Source organism: Peribacillus sp. NPDC055009 (genome assembly GCF_053608705.1).
On sequence record NZ_JBSGVZ010000016.1, the window covers coordinates 91,615 to 111,003 of the forward strand.

16 protein-coding genes, 1 tRNA gene and 1 riboswitch are annotated in these 19,389 nt (G+C 39.6%); of the genes, 14 read left to right on the plus strand and 3 right to left on the minus strand.

Annotated features, from left to right (window positions below):
* The first annotated feature begins 70 nt into the window (after nt 1–70).
* From ACWF5P_RS20605 to ACWF5P_RS20615, 3 genes are read left to right on the plus strand one after another with little or no spacing between them, the layout of a single operon-like run.
* Entirely contained in the window at nt 71–1,258 is a 1,188-nt protein-coding gene (locus ACWF5P_RS20605) for a M20 family metallopeptidase (protein ID WP_434167837.1), read from the plus strand.
* 12 nt (nt 1,259–1,270) lie between these two features.
* Nucleotides 1,271–1,471, plus strand: a complete 201-nt coding sequence (locus ACWF5P_RS20610) for a DUF3311 domain-containing protein (protein ID WP_053344651.1) — start codon at nt 1,271–1,273, stop codon at nt 1,469–1,471.
* Nucleotides 1,468–2,970 (plus strand): sodium:solute symporter family protein, encoded by a 1,503-nt coding sequence (locus ACWF5P_RS20615; protein ID WP_434167836.1) that lies wholly within the window; start codon nt 1,468–1,470, stop codon nt 2,968–2,970. The genes ACWF5P_RS20610 and ACWF5P_RS20615 overlap by 4 nt, the downstream gene beginning before the upstream one ends.
* 306 nt (nt 2,971–3,276) lie before the next feature.
* On the opposite strand, the gene ACWF5P_RS20620 is transcribed toward ACWF5P_RS20615, so the two are convergent.
* The gene (locus ACWF5P_RS20620; protein ID WP_255256698.1) at nt 3,277–3,405 is read right to left on the minus strand and encodes a hypothetical protein; all 129 of its coding nucleotides are present in this window, start codon (nt 3,403–3,405) and stop codon (nt 3,277–3,279) included.
* 1,092 nt (nt 3,406–4,497) lie between these two features.
* Nucleotides 4,498–5,757, minus strand: coding sequence for a serine aminopeptidase domain-containing protein (locus ACWF5P_RS20625; protein WP_434167835.1), 1,260 nt, complete (start codon nt 5,755–5,757; stop codon nt 4,498–4,500).
* A 429-nt stretch (nt 5,758–6,186) separates the two neighbouring features.
* A riboswitch (M-box (ykoK) riboswitch) is annotated at nt 6,187–6,352 on the plus strand.
* 275 nt (nt 6,353–6,627) lie between these two features.
* On the opposite strand from ACWF5P_RS20625, the gene mgtE reads away from it, so the two are divergent.
* The 5 genes from mgtE (at nt 6,628) to ACWF5P_RS20650 (ending at nt 12,423) form a co-directional block, all read left to right on the plus strand.
* Complete coding sequence (mgtE, locus tag ACWF5P_RS20630) at nt 6,628–7,986, plus strand: magnesium transporter (protein ID WP_434167834.1); 1,359 nt, start codon at nt 6,628–6,630, stop codon at nt 7,984–7,986.
* Nucleotides 7,987–8,364: 378 nt separating this feature from the next.
* Nucleotides 8,365–9,393: a zinc-binding dehydrogenase gene (locus tag ACWF5P_RS20635; protein WP_434169727.1), complete on the plus strand. Its 1,029-nt coding sequence runs from the start codon at nt 8,365–8,367 to the stop codon at nt 9,391–9,393.
* Between the two features lie 240 nt (nt 9,394–9,633).
* Nucleotides 9,634–11,586, plus strand: coding sequence for an FUSC family protein (locus ACWF5P_RS20640; RefSeq protein ID WP_434167833.1), 1,953 nt, complete (start codon nt 9,634–9,636; stop codon nt 11,584–11,586).
* 159 nt (nt 11,587–11,745) lie between these two features.
* Complete coding sequence (locus ACWF5P_RS20645) at nt 11,746–12,159, plus strand: YbjN domain-containing protein (protein WP_063235961.1); 414 nt, start codon at nt 11,746–11,748, stop codon at nt 12,157–12,159.
* Between the two features lie 190 nt (nt 12,160–12,349).
* Nucleotides 12,350–12,423, plus strand: a tRNA-Gly gene (locus tag ACWF5P_RS20650).
* A gap of 569 nt (nt 12,424–12,992) precedes the next feature.
* On the opposite strand, the gene ACWF5P_RS20655 is transcribed toward ACWF5P_RS20650, so the two are convergent.
* Nucleotides 12,993–13,661 carry a phenylalanine--tRNA ligase beta subunit-related protein gene (locus ACWF5P_RS20655; RefSeq protein WP_434167832.1) on the minus strand — a complete coding sequence of 223 codons (669 nt, stop codon included), beginning with the start codon at nt 13,659–13,661 and terminating at the stop codon, nt 12,993–12,995.
* A 106-nt stretch (nt 13,662–13,767) separates the two neighbouring features.
* On the opposite strand from ACWF5P_RS20655, the gene queG reads away from it, so the two are divergent.
* The 6 genes from queG (at nt 13,768) to ACWF5P_RS20685 (ending at nt 19,358) form a co-directional block, all read left to right on the plus strand.
* Nucleotides 13,768–14,907: a tRNA epoxyqueuosine(34) reductase QueG gene (gene queG, locus ACWF5P_RS20660; RefSeq protein ID WP_230178059.1), complete on the plus strand. Its 1,140-nt coding sequence runs from the start codon at nt 13,768–13,770 to the stop codon at nt 14,905–14,907.
* Between the two features lie 198 nt (nt 14,908–15,105).
* On the plus strand, nt 15,106–15,963 hold the full coding sequence (locus ACWF5P_RS20665) for an amidase domain-containing protein (RefSeq protein WP_101223367.1): 858 nt from the start codon (nt 15,106–15,108) through the stop codon (nt 15,961–15,963).
* Nucleotides 15,964–16,030: 67 nt separating this feature from the next.
* Entirely contained in the window at nt 16,031–16,519 is a 489-nt protein-coding gene (gene trmL, locus ACWF5P_RS20670) for a tRNA (uridine(34)/cytosine(34)/5-carboxymethylaminomethyluridine(34)-2'-O)-methyltransferase TrmL (RefSeq protein WP_101223366.1), read from the plus strand.
* A gap of 79 nt (nt 16,520–16,598) precedes the next feature.
* Nucleotides 16,599–17,348: an oxygen-insensitive NADPH nitroreductase gene (gene nfsA / locus ACWF5P_RS20675; protein WP_101223365.1), complete on the plus strand. Its 750-nt coding sequence runs from the start codon at nt 16,599–16,601 to the stop codon at nt 17,346–17,348.
* Nucleotides 17,349–17,638: 290 nt separating this feature from the next.
* A complete protein-coding gene (locus ACWF5P_RS20680) occupies nt 17,639–18,487 on the plus strand; it encodes an ABC transporter ATP-binding protein (RefSeq protein WP_101223364.1) in 849 nt (282 codons plus the stop codon).
* Nucleotides 18,438–19,358, plus strand: a complete 921-nt coding sequence (locus ACWF5P_RS20685; RefSeq protein WP_101223363.1) for an iron-hydroxamate ABC transporter substrate-binding protein — start codon at nt 18,438–18,440, stop codon at nt 19,356–19,358. The genes ACWF5P_RS20680 and ACWF5P_RS20685 overlap by 50 nt, the downstream gene beginning before the upstream one ends.
* The last annotated feature ends 31 nt before the right edge of the window (nt 19,359–19,389 follow it).

Consider the following 19,389-nt stretch of genomic DNA (forward strand, 5'->3'; position numbering starts at 1 on the left):
GAATTTTTTCCTTAAACTATCCTAAATTAAGAAATGTTATGTAAATTTAATGAAAAAGGAGTTGTAGTGGATGTCTCAAACTATAATGATTCATGATTTGATCGAGGCTGTTAAAGATGAAGTGATTGCTTGGAGAAGATATTTACATAAGTATCCGGAGCTTTCTTTTCAGGAGGAAAAAACAGCACAATTTGTTTATGAAACGCTGCAAACTTTTGGTGAATTGGAAATTTCACGTCCGACAAAAACGAGTATTATGGCTCGTTTGATTGGTCAGCAGCCTGGGAAGGTTATTGCACTGCGGGCAGATATGGATGCGCTTCCAATTGTAGAAGAGAATGATTTTGACTTTGTGTCACAGAATTCAGGAGTTATGCATGCTTGCGGACATGATGGGCATACGGCGATGCTGCTTGGCACAGCAAAAATTCTTACACAGTTAAAGGATCAAATTAAAGGGGAGGTGCGCTTTTTATTTCAACATGCTGAGGAACTGCCGCCCGGTGGAGCTCAAGAAATGGTGAGAGCCGGTGTGCTGGATGGGGCGGATATGATCATTGGATCCCATCTCTTGTCGACTCTTCCTTTAGGGAAAATTAGTTTGGGTTACGGTCCAGTGATGGCTGGAGCTGATACTTTTAACATTACTGTGGTGGGTAAAGGGGGGCACGCATCACAGCCTGAACTTACCGTCGATCCCATAGCAATTGGAACTCAGGTTGTATCAAATCTCCAGCACATTGTTTCGAGGTATCGAGATGCCCAGGAAGCCCTGGTGATTTCAGTGACTCAGTTCCATGCGGGAAGTGCGATTAATGTTATTCCAAGTAAGGTAAGCATTGGTGGATCAGTTCGCAGCTTCAATCCGGAACTGCGGGAAGAAATCCCGAATTTTATCGAACGGATAGTAAATGGGATTACTGAAGCGCATGGAGCTACTTATGAATTCGATTATCAGTTTGGTTATGCTCCTACCATTAATGATGAAGAAGTTACCCGATTGATGGACGAAACGGTCTGTGAAATATTTGGTGAAGAAAGTCGAGAAATTTCAAAGCCAATTATGGGAAGTGAAGACTTCTCTGCTTTTCAAAAAGTAGTTCCGGGATCTTATATTGGAATAGGAGCTCGTAATGAAGAAAAAGGGATTATATATCCTCACCATCATCCCAAATTTACAGTGGATGAACAGGCTCTACAAAATGGGGTGAAGTTATTTGTTCATGGGACTTTAAAAATGTTAAATCTAACTTACTAGGGGGTTAAGAGTTTGAAAAAAATATATTGGCTCGGAATTATCCCGTTTCTTGGCTTTATTGTGGGCGCTTTGTTTACAAATAAAGTAACTCCCTATGTTCTGGGTATGCCATTTTTTCATTTTTGGATTGTACTTTGGTCTGTGCTGACCACAGGTATAATGGGGATTATTTATCTACTCGATCCTGCTAATCAGAAGGGAGATTCAAGATGAACATTGCCGTTTTTTTCATCCTGTTTTTTTTCGTCATTTCCGTTTTGATTGGTATCCAGGCTAAAAAAGGGAAAGAAATGAACTTAGAACAATGGTCAGTTGGAGGTCGCGGAATGGGAGCCCTATTGATTTTCCTCTTATCCGCAGGTGAAATGTATACTACCTTTACCTTTTTGGGTGCAAGTGGTTCGGCTTATGGGGAAGGTGGCTCCATCTTTAGTATCGTGACATATGGCTGTCTGGCTACAGTCATCTCCTATTGGACATTTCCGGCAATCTGGAGGTATGCAAAGAAACACCAATTAGTTTCCCAATCTGATTTTTTTGTGAAAAAATATCAAAGTCCATATCTTGGTGTGCTTGTTGCTGTAATAGGTGTTATAGCTTGTACTTGCTACTTAGTCCTGCAATTGAAGGGTTTAGGATATATCGTTTCTGCAACATCCTATGGGGTCATTTCTTCTACAGCTGCCATTTGGGTTGGAGCAATTGGTGTTACCATTTTTGTAATGGTTTCCGGTATTCACGGTTCTGCCAGGACAGCTATTTTGAAGGATATTCTGATTCTTGGCGTTGTTGTATTTTTAGGAGTTTATTTCCCACTTCATTATTATGGCGGTCTTCAACCTATGTATGAGGCCGTTGAACAGGCAAAGCCGAACTATACCATACTTCCAAATCAGGGAATGAGCGTTTCATGGTATATATCGACCGTTGTATTAAGCTCTATTGGATTTTATATGTGGCCGCACGGGTTTTCTCCTATTTATGCTGCCTCTAGCGAGAAAGCACTGCGAAAAAATGCAATCCTAATGCCAATGTACCAATTGATTTTATTGTTTGCCTTTTTTGTCGGGTTTGCAGCGATCTTACAGATGCCTGGATTAAAAGGCGGCGACGCCGACCTTATCTTGCTGCAGCTTTCTAAACAAGAATTTGATCCATGGTTTGTAGGCTTAATCGGTGGTACTGGCGTGTTAGCCGCTCTAGTCCCAAGTTCCATGCTGTTGATGTCTATATCAACATTGCTTGCGAAAAATGTATACAACGTATTCACTCCATCTGCAACGGAAAATCAAATTGCAAAACTGGTAAAATATTTGGTTCCGCTTATTTCTCTAGTAGGGATTTACTTGACCTTTAAAGGTGGAAACACCCTCTTTAGTCTCGCTTTAATCGCCTATAATTTTATTACACAACTTGCTCCTGCCTTTTTCGCAAGTTTGATGAGAAAGAATTTTGTAACCAAGCATGGAGCATTTGCAGGGATAATAACAGGAGGAGTACTAGTCTCCATTATGGAACTAGGGAACATAAAAATCAGTCAACTATTTCCTTATCTTCCTCAAGCAATTAAAGATCTGAATGTGGGTATTATCGCCCTATTTGTTAACATTGTTGTTTTAGTGGTGGTCAGTCTGATGACAAAAAACTTTACTTATACTCATCAAGATACTGATGATTTGGAGACATCAACAGTAGACAAGATCCTAATGTAAAAAGAAATCAAATAGCTAACTCACTATGTATATGAAAAGCGAATGCCCTCCAATTAAACTTTTCTGGGTGCGTTTTGTAGGACTGCATTTACAGTTCGGATAACGCTAATAATGAATTGGAATTTTTGGAATCAAAGGTGTCCTGTGGAAACAGAATAATTCAGCGAGTCCCCATTTTTGCATTAAAGGGGGAAGGCGTAACTTTGAGAATTGTCCTTTTGGATCTCTTTCTGCCAAATAACTAAGAAGATTATCTGCAAATGAAACAAACCGGTCTGGATATGGCCGGTTTGTTTCATTTAGTAGTTACTCTGTTTTAGAGCTCTGATCTTTATTTCTTTTATTTCCTTTGCTGTTGTCCCCACTAACAGGAGCTTGTCCGTGTAATTGCGGTGAATTTTGATTACGGCTGCCTTTATTAAATTTTTTTGTCATGTCTCACATCTCCTTTCTTTTTTCAAATACAGTTTGTCCCTTTTTGGTGAACTTATGTTTTTCACTTGAAAGGAACATCTTTATCAAGTGATATTTTTCATTCACGGCTAGTAAGGTAGCTCAGTAGGGAGGATAGGTAAAATAATCATTACCTGTTGAAAAAAGGGGCTCAGCTGCATATCGAGTCAGGTTGGTTAGATTGAGTTACTGAGGACTGAGTTAAAGTCCTAAAACGCTTGTCGGACCTAGATCTGCATTTCGCCCTTGAGGGATTTTACACAGACAAAGTGTGCAAACTGGCTGTTATGACTGTTGAAAGTTCTAATTATGAAGATGAAATAAAATGAATATTATGGAATGTTTGGGAACTAGAGGATCTTTTTAACATAAGTTCATTCAAGAGGGTTAAATTACATAGTTCTTACTTTATTTTTAATAAGCTAGCAGTAGTAGTTTGTAGCTCTGAAAAAAAGAAAAGTATATACAGATAAATGATTTCAAGTATACATGTGGTATTCTTTTTTAAAGCATGTATAAGCATCTTCATAGTGATCTTTCCTTTCTTATTGTAATTTCATCAATTATACTAATGAATTTATACAAAATCTTCCTCTTTGTTAGATTACCTGCCATTGTTTTTATGGATGTAGGATTTTGTTGAAAAAGGATCTACCATTAACAACTGGTGAGTCCTCATGTAAATGATGGAAGGCTAATTTAAGTGGACAATATTTTCAATAATTACCTCGTTGGAATATATTACGAGTATTTTTGGAATGACAAAAACTGATTTTGGTATGTACTTAATGAAGGGTCAGTCGAATATTTGCTCCACAGTTACTAGCACTTGTACCATTAATTCGACATGAGGGAGCTTTTTGGTTGCTATTTTTCTAAAAGATTATTAGCTTATAAATTAAAAGTGGGACAGAATATCTCGGAGAAAATATAAAAAATAAAAGGCAGAATTATTCTGCCTTTTGTTTTTAGCAATATAGAATTATTTATTGTTCAATTCATTATTCACCCTAATAACGGAGGCACGTGGATCATTTAATTGGATCTTTGCTAAACCCGGGGGAGACACAATTCTCATTTGTTATTTTTATGACCGTCATTACTGGTAAAGTCATTATTGTTTAAAAATTCTATGATTCCATTAATTAAACCAGTGGATAGTGGTAGTTCAGGATTTGTATAGGTTGCTAAATTTCCCGCTCGATCTGCAGGGGCTTCTTTCAATACATGATTCATCTTTTCGAGTATAAGTAATTCAGAATCGCTTTTTTCCGTATGTAACGCTTTTGCGTTAGTTGCCGGCACTTGAATGTCTCTATTGCCGTTTACGATCAGAACAGGGATATTCAGTTCCTTTACTGATTCTATCGGGTTATATTGAATCCAAGAAATCATGTAAGGTTGAACAGAAGGGCGGAATACATTCTGCAAATCTGCACTGACAGTCTCGACTTGTTTTCCTTGTTTAAGCTTTGCCAGTATATCTTTCGATTCCGTTAATAACTTCGGTGTCAGTTGCTCTTCAAGCTGTTTGATGAGTACCTGGTCAATAGGTTCGCCTGGACCTGCCAATGAAATGAATATGTCTGTTTCTGTTTTCTTAGCTGCTTCCATTCCTATTAAAGAGCCTTCGCTATGGCCGATGATGCCGACTTTGGAAAAACGGCCATCCTTTTTGGCAAATTGAATCCAGGCAGCTGCATCATCAATATACTGTTCAAATCTCAGGTCCGCTTCTCTTCTTGCCAATTGTATATTTTCACCAATTCCGCGCTTATCATATCTAATGCTTGCGATACCTTTTTCTGCAAGACCCTCGGCTAACATTTTCAAACTATTATTTTTTCCCGGATTTCCAATGGTGTTACCATCTTTATCGGTCGGACCAGAACCCGCAATTAAAATCATCACAGGGAAAGGCCCTTCATTTTTTGGTGTTTCTAAAAGGCCTTTAATGGTTCCGTTCTTTAAGTCGGCCTGCACGATTTCACCTGATTCTTTTTCTTCAACTGCCTGATCGGAGTTCTTGACCAATTCAAAGGGGAACTTTTGCCCTTTTTGAACAAATGTTCCTGAAATCCTTTTCTGATCTACTTTACCATCAAACGTTATTTGCTGATTTTGGATCTTCATATCAAAAAACAAGTCTGATTTACTTAACTTTACACTTGTTAAGGGGAATTCGTTCAACCCTTGTACAGGAATACTTATGGTTCCACCTTTCTTCGTAAAATGAACAATGATTGGAAGTGGTTGATTTGGAATCTTAATATCTCCCTCCCATCTGCCTTCAATAGCTTTCAATGAGCTCACTTCCTTTGAATTCTCTTCCACCTGTACCGCCTCCTTGGTTCTGCAACCTACCATTAATACAAAAGCACTCACAATAATACATATAATCGTCAAAAGTCTTTTCATTCAAGCAATTTCCTTTCTAAAGTAATTAGAAATAAAAGCTATTTCATGTAACGTTTTTTTGTTTCAGTCATTCATATCCGTCTTCATTATAAGTAAGTTTTAATATCAAATTCCAATATTTTCCCTTGTGGCTGCGTTTATTTTTCCGTTGTACCTTTTTAAATAAGGTGGCAATTGCGGAGGGATTTTTTAATTAAGAGAACAGACCGTCTTAATCGAGAGCGCCTAAGTCGGTGCTGTTTTCACGTTCCCTTTTTAAAGGTCGGGATATTTGGTCGAAATTAGAATTATTTGAATCAAACATTGACATCTAAAAGAAACTCTTTTAGAGTGGATGTGTAAATTAAATATCCTCGTTAGGTGAGGCTCCTGTGTAGGAGATACGCTACTGCCCAAAAATGTCGAAAGACGCCAATGGGTCAACAGAAACCATCGACATAAGGTGGTTTTTAATGTAGCTGGCTTTGTCCTATGCCACACAGTGCTAAAGCTCTACGAATGGAGGAACTGGATTTATGCTTGTATTTGTCATTCAGTCTTATAAGGCTGTTTGTATTTGTCATCCAGACAATGTACGCATATATACCGTATATACCGTATTTAACACCTTCATTTGTAATGGAGGTTTTTTTATTTTTTTCGTGGGGGTGAGGAATTTGGATAACTATTCACGACGACATACACGTGAATGAAAACAAGATTTTGGAAGGGGAATAAATATTTTTTTTACTCTTAATATTTAAGGGAAATATTTTTTGGCTCCCCTAAAAAGGAGTGAGTGACGAAATGATAAAAGTCCTGACGGAAGATCAAATGACTTTACAAATCATAAAAGTTTTAAAAGAAGGAAAAAAGAAAGAATTTCTAGCAATATTAGAAGAACTCCAACCTTATGACATTGCGCGAATTTTTGAGGGGCTACCAGAAAAACACCATACACGTTTCTTGTTGTTACTTGATTCAGAACAAATCGCTGAACTGATTCAAGAAGTTGAGAAAGTGCATCAATTAAAAATCCTTAGTAAATTAGGAATAGAGAAATCCGGTCATGTAATGGATCTAATGGATAATGATGATCTAGCTTCATTGTTAGAGGACCTATCCCCTGAAAAAATTGAAGAACTTCTTTCAGGCATGAAACAAGAAGAATCAAAAATCGTTCAAAATATCATGAATTATCCCCCTGAAACAGCCGGGCGAATAATGACAAACCGTTTTGTCTGGATCCCCCAACATTATACAGTTCGTGAATCAGTTGAAAAACTGAAAATCTTTGCGGAGTTTTCGGAAACGATCAATTATCTTTATGTAATAGATAATGATAAAAAATTAGTAGGTGTTGTCTCATATCGGGATTTAATAATAAATGATGAATCTGAAAAAATTCAAGATATTATGTATAGCCGGGTTATCTCGGTTACTGCTTATGAAGACCAAGAAGAGGTAGCTCGTGTTATTGAGCGATATGATTTTTTAGCAATTCCAGTAGTTGAAAAAAATAATGAGTTATTAGGAATTGTAACCGTCGATGATATTATTGATGTTGTCATTAAGGAAGCGAATGAAGATATTGAAAAATTATCGGCATCCGGTAAAGCTATAGACTTTGATACGAAGGCGCACGTGGCCGCATATCGTCGGCTTCCCTGGCTTATTCTACTTTTATTTATCGGATTGGTGTCTGGAACCATTATAAGCGGTTTTGAAGAAACATTGTCCAAAGTTGTTGCACTTGCCTTCTTTATGCCGATGATCGCAGGGATGACTGGAAATACAGGTACACAATCTTTAGCTGTTGTTGTAAGGGGCCTAATCACTAGTGATACGGATAAAGGAGTCGTGACCAGACTTATTATACGGGAATTGAAAGTTGGATTGATAATAGGCGTTACCTGTGGAATATTGATTTCCATCATAGCTTATGTTTGGCAGGGAAATCCCGTTCTGGGATTAGTGGTTGGAAGTTCGTTAGTGATGACCCTAATTATCGGGACTTTAGCTGGGACCATTATTCCTTTGATATTATATAAATTCAACATCGATCCTGCAGTTGCTTCTGGTCCGCTAATTACAACACTAAATGATATCCTCTCGTTACTTATTTACTTTGGAATTGCCACGATGTTTATTTCAAAATTGATGTAGACTATCCATTAAGCTAGTAGTTTTTTCATGGGCGAACATAGTCTCAATGATTGCAGTACAAATTGTCCAGGCTGATGTTTTAAATCGGGATAGTGCGGAGGTTTATCATCTGCCAAGCAGACAATAAAAATGGAGTTTTAAGCTGCGGCCTTTTCTCGGTATCCAATCGGGGAAAGGCCGTTAAATTTTTCTGGGAGTGAACCGTATATTGAAATGAAAAACATGGGACATAATAGGCTGTAGCAAGTTTGGGGTTTATAGGAAAGACTACATAAGAGTGTTATGGAAGCAAAAACCAATCATATTCTTTGACCTATGAACTTCATCAGTGATACGCTTCTTTTCGAAATTACGTATTCAAACCAAGGAGGAACAATGATGACACAAACTAAACAACAAATAATCACCCTGGCAAACCGTCCAAAAGGTATGCCATCGAAAGGGGATTTCAACTTTGTTGAGAGTGAAGTTCCCACACCAAAGGATAATGAGATTTTAGTACGTACACTATATTTATCTGTCGATCCATATATGCGTGGCAGAATGCAAGATACCAAATCATATATTGCTCCATTTGAATTGAATAAGGTCATCACTGGCGGCGTTGTTGCTGAAGTTGTTGAGTCCAAATCGAATTCCTTCAAACAAGGGGATGTCGTTGTTGGGAATATCGACTGGGCAGAATACACAGTTGTCACCGAAAAGGAAATCCGCGTGATTGATCCCAAGGTGGCTCCGGTCACAACTCATTTAGGGATTCTTGGAATGACCGGTTTAACTGCTTACTTTGGTTTGCTTGATATTGGTAAACCTCAAGAAGGTGAAACGGTAGTCGTTTCAGGAGCGGCTGGAGCAGTTGGTTCAGTAGTCGGACAAATTGCTAAGATTAAAGGTGCGAAGGTTGTTGGCATCGCTGGTTCAGATGAAAAACTTGAGTATTTAACGAAAGAGCTGGGATTTGATGGAGCCGTAAATTATAAAAGTGATAGTTTTGCGGCAGATTTAGCTAATGCTGTTCCCGATGGAGTCGATGTTTATTTCGATAATGTGGGCGGCGAGGTGTCCGATGCTGTTTTCACACTTTTGAATGCGAATGCCCGAATACCATTATGCGGAGCGATTTCCTCGTATAACGCAGAAGGAAAAGATCTAGGACCGCGTCTGCAATCGGCGATGATCAAAACGAGTGCACTAATGAAAGGTTTCACAGTTGGAAATTATGCCTCTAGATTCCAAGAGGGTGCTACGGATTTAGGTAAGTGGCTTCAAGAAGGAAAGCTGAAGTATGAAGAAACGATTATTGAAGGGTTCGAAAACACGCCTGATGCATTTTTAGGTTTGTTTAAAGGAACGAACCTCGGTAAACAGCTTGTAAAAGTTGCGGAGCCTGAATTCGCTCAACTATAAGTTTTCTGGAAATAAAGCTGAGGAAGGTCCTTTGTTGGGATTTTTAAGCAGCTTATGACAAAAGCGGCCTTTTTTCGATTTAAATCGGGGAAAGGCCGTTTTCTTTCAAGTTATATGATCCTTCATTACCTTAAGTAGTATCTTTTGATCCATATGAAGGATATTAATTATGAGAAGTCACTTCATCAGACATAGCCTTCACTATAGAGTTGGAATCTTTAATGAAAGGATAAATTGAAAATGAGTGAAAATAAGCAAAGGTCCTCTTCGGAATCTCTGAAATTGGATACGATACATACGACATTTAAACAGGCTTTTGAAATAAAAAAGAATCCATTTCCTTGGATAAAAGCACTAAGTGCAGGTATAGCTGCTGCACTACCTGTTTTCATTGGCTTATTATTCGGAAATTTATCGTACGGTTTACTTGCAGGGATAGGAGGTTTCACTTATTTATACGTTTTTAACCAACCGTATCGCCAAAGAGCTAAAAAGATTTTCTTTGTGATGGTGGGTCTTGCTTTATCTGTTGTTTTAGGGACGCTTTTGGCTCCATACCAATTAGGAACAGCCATAATGATGGGTATCATCGGGGCCAGTGTTTTTTTTGTATTTGGTGCATTAAAGATAACCGGTCCTTCGGCGGTATTCTTCGTCTTGAGCTTTGCGCTTGCGACAGGTATGCCCGTTGACCAAAGCCTTGCCCCATTGCGTGGTGGCCTCGTTTTAATGGGTGGGGCACTATCATGGATAATCTGTATGTTAGGCTGGTTTTTCAACCCTCATGGACCAGAATCGCTTGCGGTAGAAAAGGTGTACAGAGAATTGGGGGCATTCTTTGATTCCATGGGCACCGAGACATTCAATAAAGCAAGACAAAGAACCGTATTGGCGATGAAACACGCTGAAGATACACTGTTAGCGGGGGTTTCAAACAGGCGAAGTCCAGATGAGTTGAAGCGATTATATCTATTGAATGAACATGCCAATGCCATATTCTTGGAGGCTCTGGAGATTACCTTGAACAAAAAGATCGTGATGCCGCCAGAATTAGGTCATTCCGTTCGTGCCTTGGCCGGTTCCATTGCATCTGGAAAAAAGAATAAAAAAAAGATCCTTCAACCTGACCAAATGACTGATGAGGTGGAAGCGTTATTCATGATGATTTACAATGCAGATGCCATCATGAATGAACCTGTACAGAAAATCGATCAAGCAGCAACCATCACCAAGCCTTCTTTAAAGACCATTTTTCTTGGGGCGTTCGATAAGAATTCCATTGTTTTCCTCTCTTCCGTTCGATATGGAACAATCCTTACCATTGCGGCGATCATCGCCTATTCCGCCGATTTTAACCGTTCGTACTGGATTCCCTTATCCTGTGCGGCCGTTATGTCGGGTCCGACCATCATCTCCACATTCCATCGGGCGGTCCAAAGGACTTTCGGGACGGTAATCGGACTCCTGATAGCAAGTTTAATTCTAGCAGCCGTTCATAACGAATTCATCATCGTTCTGATCATTTTATCTTTGACATTCATTACAGAGCTTTTCATCGTTCGGAATTATGGATTGGCGGCGATGTTTTTTACCCCTTCAGCATTGATCATGGCGGAATATTCATCTCAAAGCTATGATTTCGGTTTTTTTGCGACTGTAAGGATAACCGATATTGTCGTTGGAAGCTTGATAGGGCTTATTGGGTCGCTGTTACTCGGAAGTCGTTCGGCATCCAGTCTTCTCAATCATTTAATAGCCAAAACGATTCGTAGCCAAGGGCAGCTATTATTGATGGCGTTCTCTGAAAAAGATAATGACCTTGCAATTGATGAAAGCAGTGAAAGGAACAAAATGCAAACAAATATGGTGAATCTATTAACCGTGTACAATGCATCCCTTGGTGAGATATTCAAAAACAAGGCTAGATTGGAATCTCTTTGGCCCGTTATATTTTCGATAGAACAGTTGGGATATTATCTAAATGCCAGCTTAAAATCCTCTGAACGGCCAATCCTTTCAGAGCGGGAGCTTGCTCAGTTGCTGTATGTTTTCGAAAACATGGCGATAGCGGCCGATAAAAGTCGATCACATACGAATAAAGAAGTGCCAGAAATAGAAGGATATTCAAAAATCCGTCAGGAAATTTTGGACCTACAAGATGCGCTTCAGTTTTCCGGAGAAGCAACTGGCTAATCAATCTATTGATCCGGGAGATCATATTTGAATCCCTTTCTTTAAATGAGTGATTCTTCGCCCCTATTAATAGGATGAGATTGGAAGGTTTATAGAAAAGTCTGTAAAAATGCCAGTTTTCATTATAAAATGTAATTACAAAGAGAAAGGTGATGAACCATGTCAAACGTTGCTAAATTTCGTGATTTTTTAACTAGTGAGAAAATCTATATGAATGAGTTGAATGAAGATGGCACCACCTTTTTTAGGGCTGAGCAAAAGTTAAAGGACGGCTGGAAGGTCCTTTTAGTATTTGCTTTCAATCAAGATGAAAATGTGGCGGACTTATTTTGCTTTAATGTCGCCGAGTTGAAGAATCCTGAAAAGAAACAGGATGTACATACACTGTTGAATGAATATAATGCTAATTTTAGGTATTCTAAGCTGTATGAGGAAAATGGGACCATTTCCATACGGTATTCATACTCCATTGAGGGGGACATCGTACCGGATCTGGCGTTCAGGAAGTTAATCATGCTGCTTGAAACGGCACAGCAGGTTTATCCGCGGTTAATGGAAGTCATTTGGTCTTAGATCATCATATAGGATGAAAAAGTTCTCTGATTCAGAGGACTTTTTAACATTTTTACTAGAGTGAATGAATATATTAACGTTACAATACGTTAATTATTAATTTTTTTAAAAAGAACTATTGCATTTTTTCACATTAAACTATATAATTAATTTTGTTGATTGGTAATTCGACAAACTTCTACAAGAATATGCGGGTGTAGTTTAGTGGTAAAACCTCAGCCTTCCAAGCTGATGATGAGGGTTCGATTCCCTTCACCCGCTCCAATACATACTCATAACGTAGGGTTTCGTTACCTGGAGAACGAAGCTTTGCGTTTAAATATTATTACAAGAATTCTACTGTTTACAGTGGGATTTTTTTATTGTTCATTTATTTTTATATTATCCTCCATCCTGGAGAGTGGGGATTTCGATTCAGCACTAACTTAGTCAATGTGATTAACTACGTAAGTAGAATCAGTTTGACTAAGTGTGTGCTTTTTTTTGTCCAAACTTGCAAGTTATGTAGTTGAGGTCTGTTTAGACACTGTTAATGGACTCGACAGGCGCTTGCTTTGATGAGGCTTGGCAGACAGTCGGCGGAAAGGGAGCGGATTTCTGGAATCAACTGGAATGTAATTTAAGAAAAGTCCGTAGGCTAGACTCATCCCGAACCAAGTTTAAGCTAGGTGATCCTTTATGCTCTTAAAATCCAGGAATCATTTTATCGCTTTTTTCAGGGTATGGATCGATCGGTTGAATAAAAGGATACTAGAGGACTGGTTTTATTAATTGGAAAAATCATAAAAACCCCTTCCGATTGTGGAAAGGGTTTAATTTCGTTCAAATTTTAATTATCCTTCTACAATCGAGTAAGTCCCTTCACCACCATGGATTTCAAGGAACATGTCCATCAGGGATTTCGTCAGCTGATCTGCTTCCGTGATTGGAGTATTGGGTTGTAAATAAATGATTTGGATAGCTTTTTTCGTTTCTTCGGTGACTTTCGAGCGTTCTGAATCAACGTAAGGACTTCCGAATGCGCCCACATGATCGGCAGATGTAATCATATTCTCCATGGAATTCAAGCGGCCGTTCAAACCTTCATAACCATCTGACTCCTCTCCGATCTTAATCGAGATGTCTCCTGATAATTTTTCCGCATCATAAATGCCAATCGGAACTTCATATAACAGCGAGAAGAAGTTATTTAAATCGATGGCTGAATGAATGGGTGTCAAGTAATTCTGTTTTTTTACTCGACGGTAAAGGGCTTCCACGGAGGGGCGGTACCGTGACGGATTTGTTCCAGTAGCCTTGAAAATCTCCCGCCACACTTTAATGCCGGAAAAGTCGGTCAATTCCTTTTCTTCAAGATCGAAGAAAAGAGCTTCCTGAAATAATTGAAGTCTTCCTTTCACCATTTGCGGGGAGGGACCTACTTCGATGTTTTCATATGTAATGATCCCAACTTTGAATTGAGGGATTTTACTGCTAAGATTAGCTGATACGGTAATTTCCAACGGTTTCACCTCCAAAAATGATTGCAATTAGTTTATCATAGATAGCAATGGTTTGAAAAAGATTCAAGCTTTCAATGGGAATACTGAATGAACGTAGGTGATTAATATGGATATGAACACATTCAAGCAAGAAGTGATTATATATAGTAAGGAAATCGGCATCGATAAAATCGGCTTTACATCGGCCACGGCCTTTACCGAATTGAAAGGTCGGTTGATACGTCAACAGGAGCTGGATTATCAGTCAGGGTTTGAAGAAGCCGATATTGATAAAAGGGTAAGGCCTGAATTGATATTCGATAAACCGCAATCCATCATTTCGATTGCGCTTGCTTATCCTTCTAAATTGAAGGATGCTCCGCAAAGTACAAAAAGTGAGCGCCGGGGGATTTTTTGCCGGGCGTCTTGGGGAACGGATTATCATACCGTTCTTCGTAATAAATTGCAGTTACTTGAGGATTTCATTAGTGATAAGGTGCCAGGAGCAATGATGAAGTCCATGGTTGATACGGGCGAGTTATCTGATAGGGCAGTGGCTGAGCGTGCGGGTATTGGCTGGAGTGCAAAAAACAGTATGATCATCACACCGGAATTCGGGTCTTATGTATACTTGGGAGACATGATAACCAACCTGCCATTTGAACCGGATCAACCGATGGAAGATCAATGCGGGACATGCAATAAATGTGTCGATGTTTGCCCGACTGGAGCGCTCGTTCAGGGCGGGCAGCTAAATTCCAAGCGTTGCATTGCGTTCTTGACGCAGACAAAAGGTTTCCTTCCGGATGAGTTCAGGACGAAAATAGGCAATCGTTTGTATGGATGTGATACATGCCAGACCGTTTGTCCGAAAAATAAAGGAATGGATTTTCATTTTCATGAAGAGATGGAACCCGACCCGGAGCTGGCGAAACCGCTGTTAAAACCGCTGCTTTCGATTTCAAATCGGGACTTCAAAGAGACATACGGCCATGTATCTGGCTCTTGGCGCGGTAAAAAACCAATCCAACGAAATGCCATTTTAGCATTGGCCCATTTCAAAGATGAAACGGCATTGCCTCAATTGATACAGGTCATGAAGGATGATCCGCGGCCTGTCATCAGGGGGACGGCGGCCTGGGCAGTTGGGAAAATTGGCCGGGAGCAGGCTGTTTCCGCATTGGAAGATGCAAGAATGAAGGAAACGGATGAAGAGGTATTGGCGGAAATTGAGAAAGGACTGCAGTTTACCTTGGAAACAAAATGATATCTAAATGCAGCCGCCCGGTAAATATTAACGGGGCGGCTTTTTTTGGCTTAGAATATTCCGTTACCTTCAAGGAAACCTTTTTAAAAGTATCATTATATAAATAAAGTTGAAACTCCCACATTTTATGAAATTGTGTTTTTGTCCATGCCCTCATACATACACATTAGCATAGATGGTAAGAAGGAGGGTATGAACTTGAGGGAACAGTTGCAACGCCTTTTACAAGAAAGAGTGGAGTTTTATACTTCCGATGATCTGGAACGGGGTGAAAGGAAGTTACATTTGAAGAAGGAAATGATGAGAAACCGTGCTGCGGAAATTGTTCGGGTGAATGCGGCAGGCAAGGTACATTCAAAGAGAAAGGAAGACAATGATACAGTTCTGACATATCACGTGCACCTGCAATATTTATTGAAACAGGAGGATTCATTTTATATAGAAGAAGAAATGGAGGAAAGGGAGGCCCGGTTTCGAAATGGTTATATAGTGGATGAAAGTGAGCTGATTCCGAGCTTTGAAACCGAAGGGGCACCGCCAAAATGTGATCCAGGCGCAGAGCGTCTCGCATATAAATATGATCGGATGAAGGCTGTCCAATATGCCGAGCGTTGGTGGAACGAATTCAATCCCGCTTATCATAAATTCACTGATGATTGTACGAATTTCATTTCACAATGTTTACATGCAGGAGGAATACCGATGTGGGGGGCCCCAAATAAAAGTAAGGGCTGGTGGATAAGAGGGAAAAGCTGGAGTTATACATGGACGACGGCCCATTCTTTATATCATCTGCTTAAAGCCGGGAATGCCATCAGGACAAAGCAGGTCGAGTCGGCCAAGGAATTGAATTTGGGAGATATCCTTTGTATAGATTTCGAAGGGGACGGACGGTTTGATCATAACTTGATCGTAACGGCGAAGGATCAGGACGGGATGCCGCTAGTGAATGCACATACGATGAACAGCCGACACCGGTATTGGACATATGAGGATTCAACGAGATACACACCGAACATCGTTTATAAATTCTTTGTGATTTTGGATGGAGGGTGATTGGTTTTTAGTCTTTTTTGTTTAATGCTATAATTAAGGTGAAGTTCAAACTAGAGGTGAAAATGAAGTGTCAATACATGTAGTTTTATATCAACCACAGATTCCAGCAAATACAGGAAATATCGCAAGAACATGTGCAGGGACGGATACGTCTTTACATCTCATTCGCCCGCTCGGTTTCTCGACGGATGACAAACAGCTCAAACGGGCCGGGCTCGATTACTGGGAGAATGTAAAGATCCATTATTATGATTCGTTAGAAGAGTTTTTTGAAAAAAATGCCGGCGGTGAATTTTATTACTTGACGAAATTCGGGGAGCAGCCGCATTCCAGCTTTGATTACAGTGATCAAGACAGTGAGATATTCTTCATTTTTGGCCGTGAAACGACGGGGCTCCCGAAAGATCTGATCCAAGAAAATATGGATCGGTGCCTGCGGATTCCAATGACGGATAAAGTACGTTCACTTAATCTGTCGAACACGGCTGCCATCTTGGTTTATGAAGCACTTAGACAGCAAAATTACCGTGAATTGGATTTGAAAACAAAAGGTTGAGTTTCATCATTACTGTCATCGGGGGGATTATTTCAGCCCCGATGATGGATACTTTACATATTCTTTAGGGGTGGGAGCATTGAATAACATTATTGAGAAGATTTTAGATCACCGTTCCATACGTTCTTTTGAGGACAAGTTATTGTCTGAGGAGCAAATCAATACGATTGTGGAATGTGCCCAAGCGGCATCGACTTCAAGTTATATTCAAGCGTATTCAATCATAGGGGTAACCGATCCGGAAAAGAAAGCCAAGCTTGCTGAACTTGCCGGACCACAATCATATGTAGAGAAGAATGGACATCTATTCGTCTTTTGCGCCGATTTATATCGTCATGATATGGTTTCCGAAATGGAAAACACTGACCTGTCCGAATCAATTGAAAGTACGGAGAAATTCATGGTTGCCTGTATCGATGCTGCTCTTGCGGCTCAAAATGCGGCATTGGCAGCAGAATCGATGGATCTTGGCATTTGCTATATAGGCGGGATCCGCAATAATCTCCCAGAAGTTTCAGCAATATTGAATATACCGCATCGCGTTATACCATTATTCGCTCTAGTGGTCGGATATCCGAAAAACCGTTCGGATAAAAAGCCGCGTTTGCCGCTGTCCAATATTTATCATGAAAATGGATATCAGGAGGATAAGCAAGAGTTCATCGGACAACTTGAAGAGTATAATGAAACGATTTCCAGTTATTACGAGCGTCGGACTGAAGGTAAACGAAAAGACACCTGGACCGAGCAAATGGCTGGAATGCTTGGAAAGAAAAGCAGGTTGTACATGAAAGATTATGTTGAGAAGCAAGGATTTAAGAAACATTGATTGATGGTAATGGCTTATTGCCCTTCCCATAAGGGACATCTTCCAAAGTCCTGAGTATGGACCTAGCAGTAAAGATCCCGGAAATATTTCCGGGATCTTTACTGTGTTCATTTGTCAGTCGGTAATATGGACAGGCCCAAAAAATCCTGTCAGAATTTCTTCTTATATGCCCATGAAATTACCATTGACAATATATTTAGATAGAATTATAGTAATTAAGTAGTGGATAATGATAATCATTTTCATTTGAGTTTTTACTTACCTATTTTTCAGTAAATGGAGGTTAAAAAATGGTTCGCCTATATACAGAGGATTTGAATATTGGTTATGGTGAACGTTTAATTGTAAAAGATCTCAGTGTGGAAATTCCAGATAAAAAAATCACGACGATCATCGGTTCAAATGGGTGTGGGAAATCGACACTTTTGAAAGCGATCACCAGAATCATTTCTAATCAATCAGGTACGGTTGTTTTAGATGGGGTGAATATTTCAAAAGAAAGCACTAAGATCCTTGCAAGAAAAATGGCCATACTTCCGCAGACACCCGAGAGTGCAAGCGGTTTGACGGTTGGGGAGCTCGTATCATATGGGCGCTTTCCCTATCAAAAGGGTTTTGGGCGCCTGACCCAAAAAGACTATGATGTGATTGATTGGGCACTTGAAGTGACCGGTACGAAAGACTTCAAGTTCCGTCCGGTGGATGCTCTATCAGGAGGTCAGCGCCAGCGTGTTTGGATTGCGATGGCACTTGCCCAGGAAACGGAAATCATCTTCCTTGACGAGCCGACCACCTATTTGGATATGGCGCATCAGCTGGAGGTTCTAGAATTATTACAAAAGCTGAATGTAGAACAGGGACGTACAATTGTCATGGTTCTTCATGATTTAAACCAAGCTGCTCGCTTTGCCGACTATATCATTGCCTTAAAGGACGGGGAAATAGTCAAAGCAGGAGATTGTGAAGAAGTCATCACTCATGAAGTGCTTAAGGAAGTATTCCATATTGATGCGGTAATCGGACGAGATCAACGAACAAACAAACCAATGTGCAGCACATACAATTTATTAAAAGGAGATTTGACAACAAATGAAAAAGATAATGATCCCGTTTATACTGCTGTTAGTGTTAATTATTAGTGCTTGTGGTAACGAGTCAACCGAAAAAGAAAAAAGCTCCGCTTCCAAAAAGGAAAAATCAGGTACCATCACATATCAATCTGAAAATGGTCCTGTTGAAGTTCCGGCAGATCCTCAGCGTGTTTTAGTACTATCTTCTTTCGCAGGTAACGTAATGGCTTTGGATGTTAACCTTGTAGGTGTCGATTCGTGGTCTAAAATGAACCCGAACTTTAAGGAGTTAAAAAATGTCGAGGAAGTCACGGACGAAAACCTGGAAAAAATCATTGAGTTGGATCCGGATTTAATCATTGGTTTATCAACGATTAAAAATGTCGATAAATTAAAGGAAATTGCTCCGACTGTAACGTATACATACGGAAAAGTGGACTATTTAACACAGCATGTAGAAATTGGTAAACTTTTGAATAAAGAAAAAGAAGCTCAAGCTTGGGTGGATGATTTCAAAAAACGGGCAAAAACAACCGGTGATGAAATTAAGGCTAAAATTGGAGAAGATGCTACCGTTTCCGTTTTCGAAAAGTTTGACAAACAGTTCTATGTATACGGCGATAATTGGGGCCGTGGAACGGAAATCCTTTATCAAGAAATGAAATTGGGCATGCCTGAAAAGGTAAAAGAAGTGGCATTGAAAGATGGTTACTTTGCCTTATCATTAGAAGTCCTGAAAGACTATGCCGGTGATTATGTGATTTTGAGCAATAACAAAGATCAGGACAATTCATTCCAACAAACAGATACGTTTAAAAACATACCTGCCGTTAAAAACAATCAACTATATGAAGCTGATGCAAAAAAATTCTACTTCAATGATCCAATAACATTAGAATACCAATTAGACTTCTTTTCCAAAAGTTTTCTTGGAAAATAATACAGTGAGGGAGAGGGATTCCAATTCCTCT

Bases quoted from the DNA above. Each gene is read 5' to 3' on its own strand.
- ACWF5P_RS20640 (WP_434167833.1), top strand. From the start codon at position 9,634: ATGAGTGAAAATAAGCAAAGGTCCTCTTCGGAATCTCTGAAATTGGAT.
- ACWF5P_RS20620 (WP_255256698.1), bottom strand. From the start codon at position 3,405: ATGACAAAAAAATTTAATAAAGGCAGCCGTAATCAAAATTCACCGCAA.
- queG (WP_230178059.1), top strand. From the start codon at position 13,768: ATGGATATGAACACATTCAAGCAAGAAGTGATTATATATAGTAAGGAA.
- mgtE (WP_434167834.1), top strand. From the start codon at position 6,628: ATGATAAAAGTCCTGACGGAAGATCAAATGACTTTACAAATCATAAAA.
- ACWF5P_RS20615 (WP_434167836.1), top strand. From the start codon at position 1,468: ATGAACATTGCCGTTTTTTTCATCCTGTTTTTTTTCGTCATTTCCGTT.
- ACWF5P_RS20645 (WP_063235961.1), top strand. From the start codon at position 11,746: ATGTCAAACGTTGCTAAATTTCGTGATTTTTTAACTAGTGAGAAAATC.
- ACWF5P_RS20680 (WP_101223364.1), top strand. From the start codon at position 17,639: ATGGTTCGCCTATATACAGAGGATTTGAATATTGGTTATGGTGAACGT.
- ACWF5P_RS20605 (WP_434167837.1), top strand. From the start codon at position 71: ATGTCTCAAACTATAATGATTCATGATTTGATCGAGGCTGTTAAAGAT.
- ACWF5P_RS20635 (WP_434169727.1), top strand. From the start codon at position 8,365: ATGACACAAACTAAACAACAAATAATCACCCTGGCAAACCGTCCAAAA.
- ACWF5P_RS20685 (WP_101223363.1), top strand. From the start codon at position 18,438: ATGAAAAAGATAATGATCCCGTTTATACTGCTGTTAGTGTTAATTATT.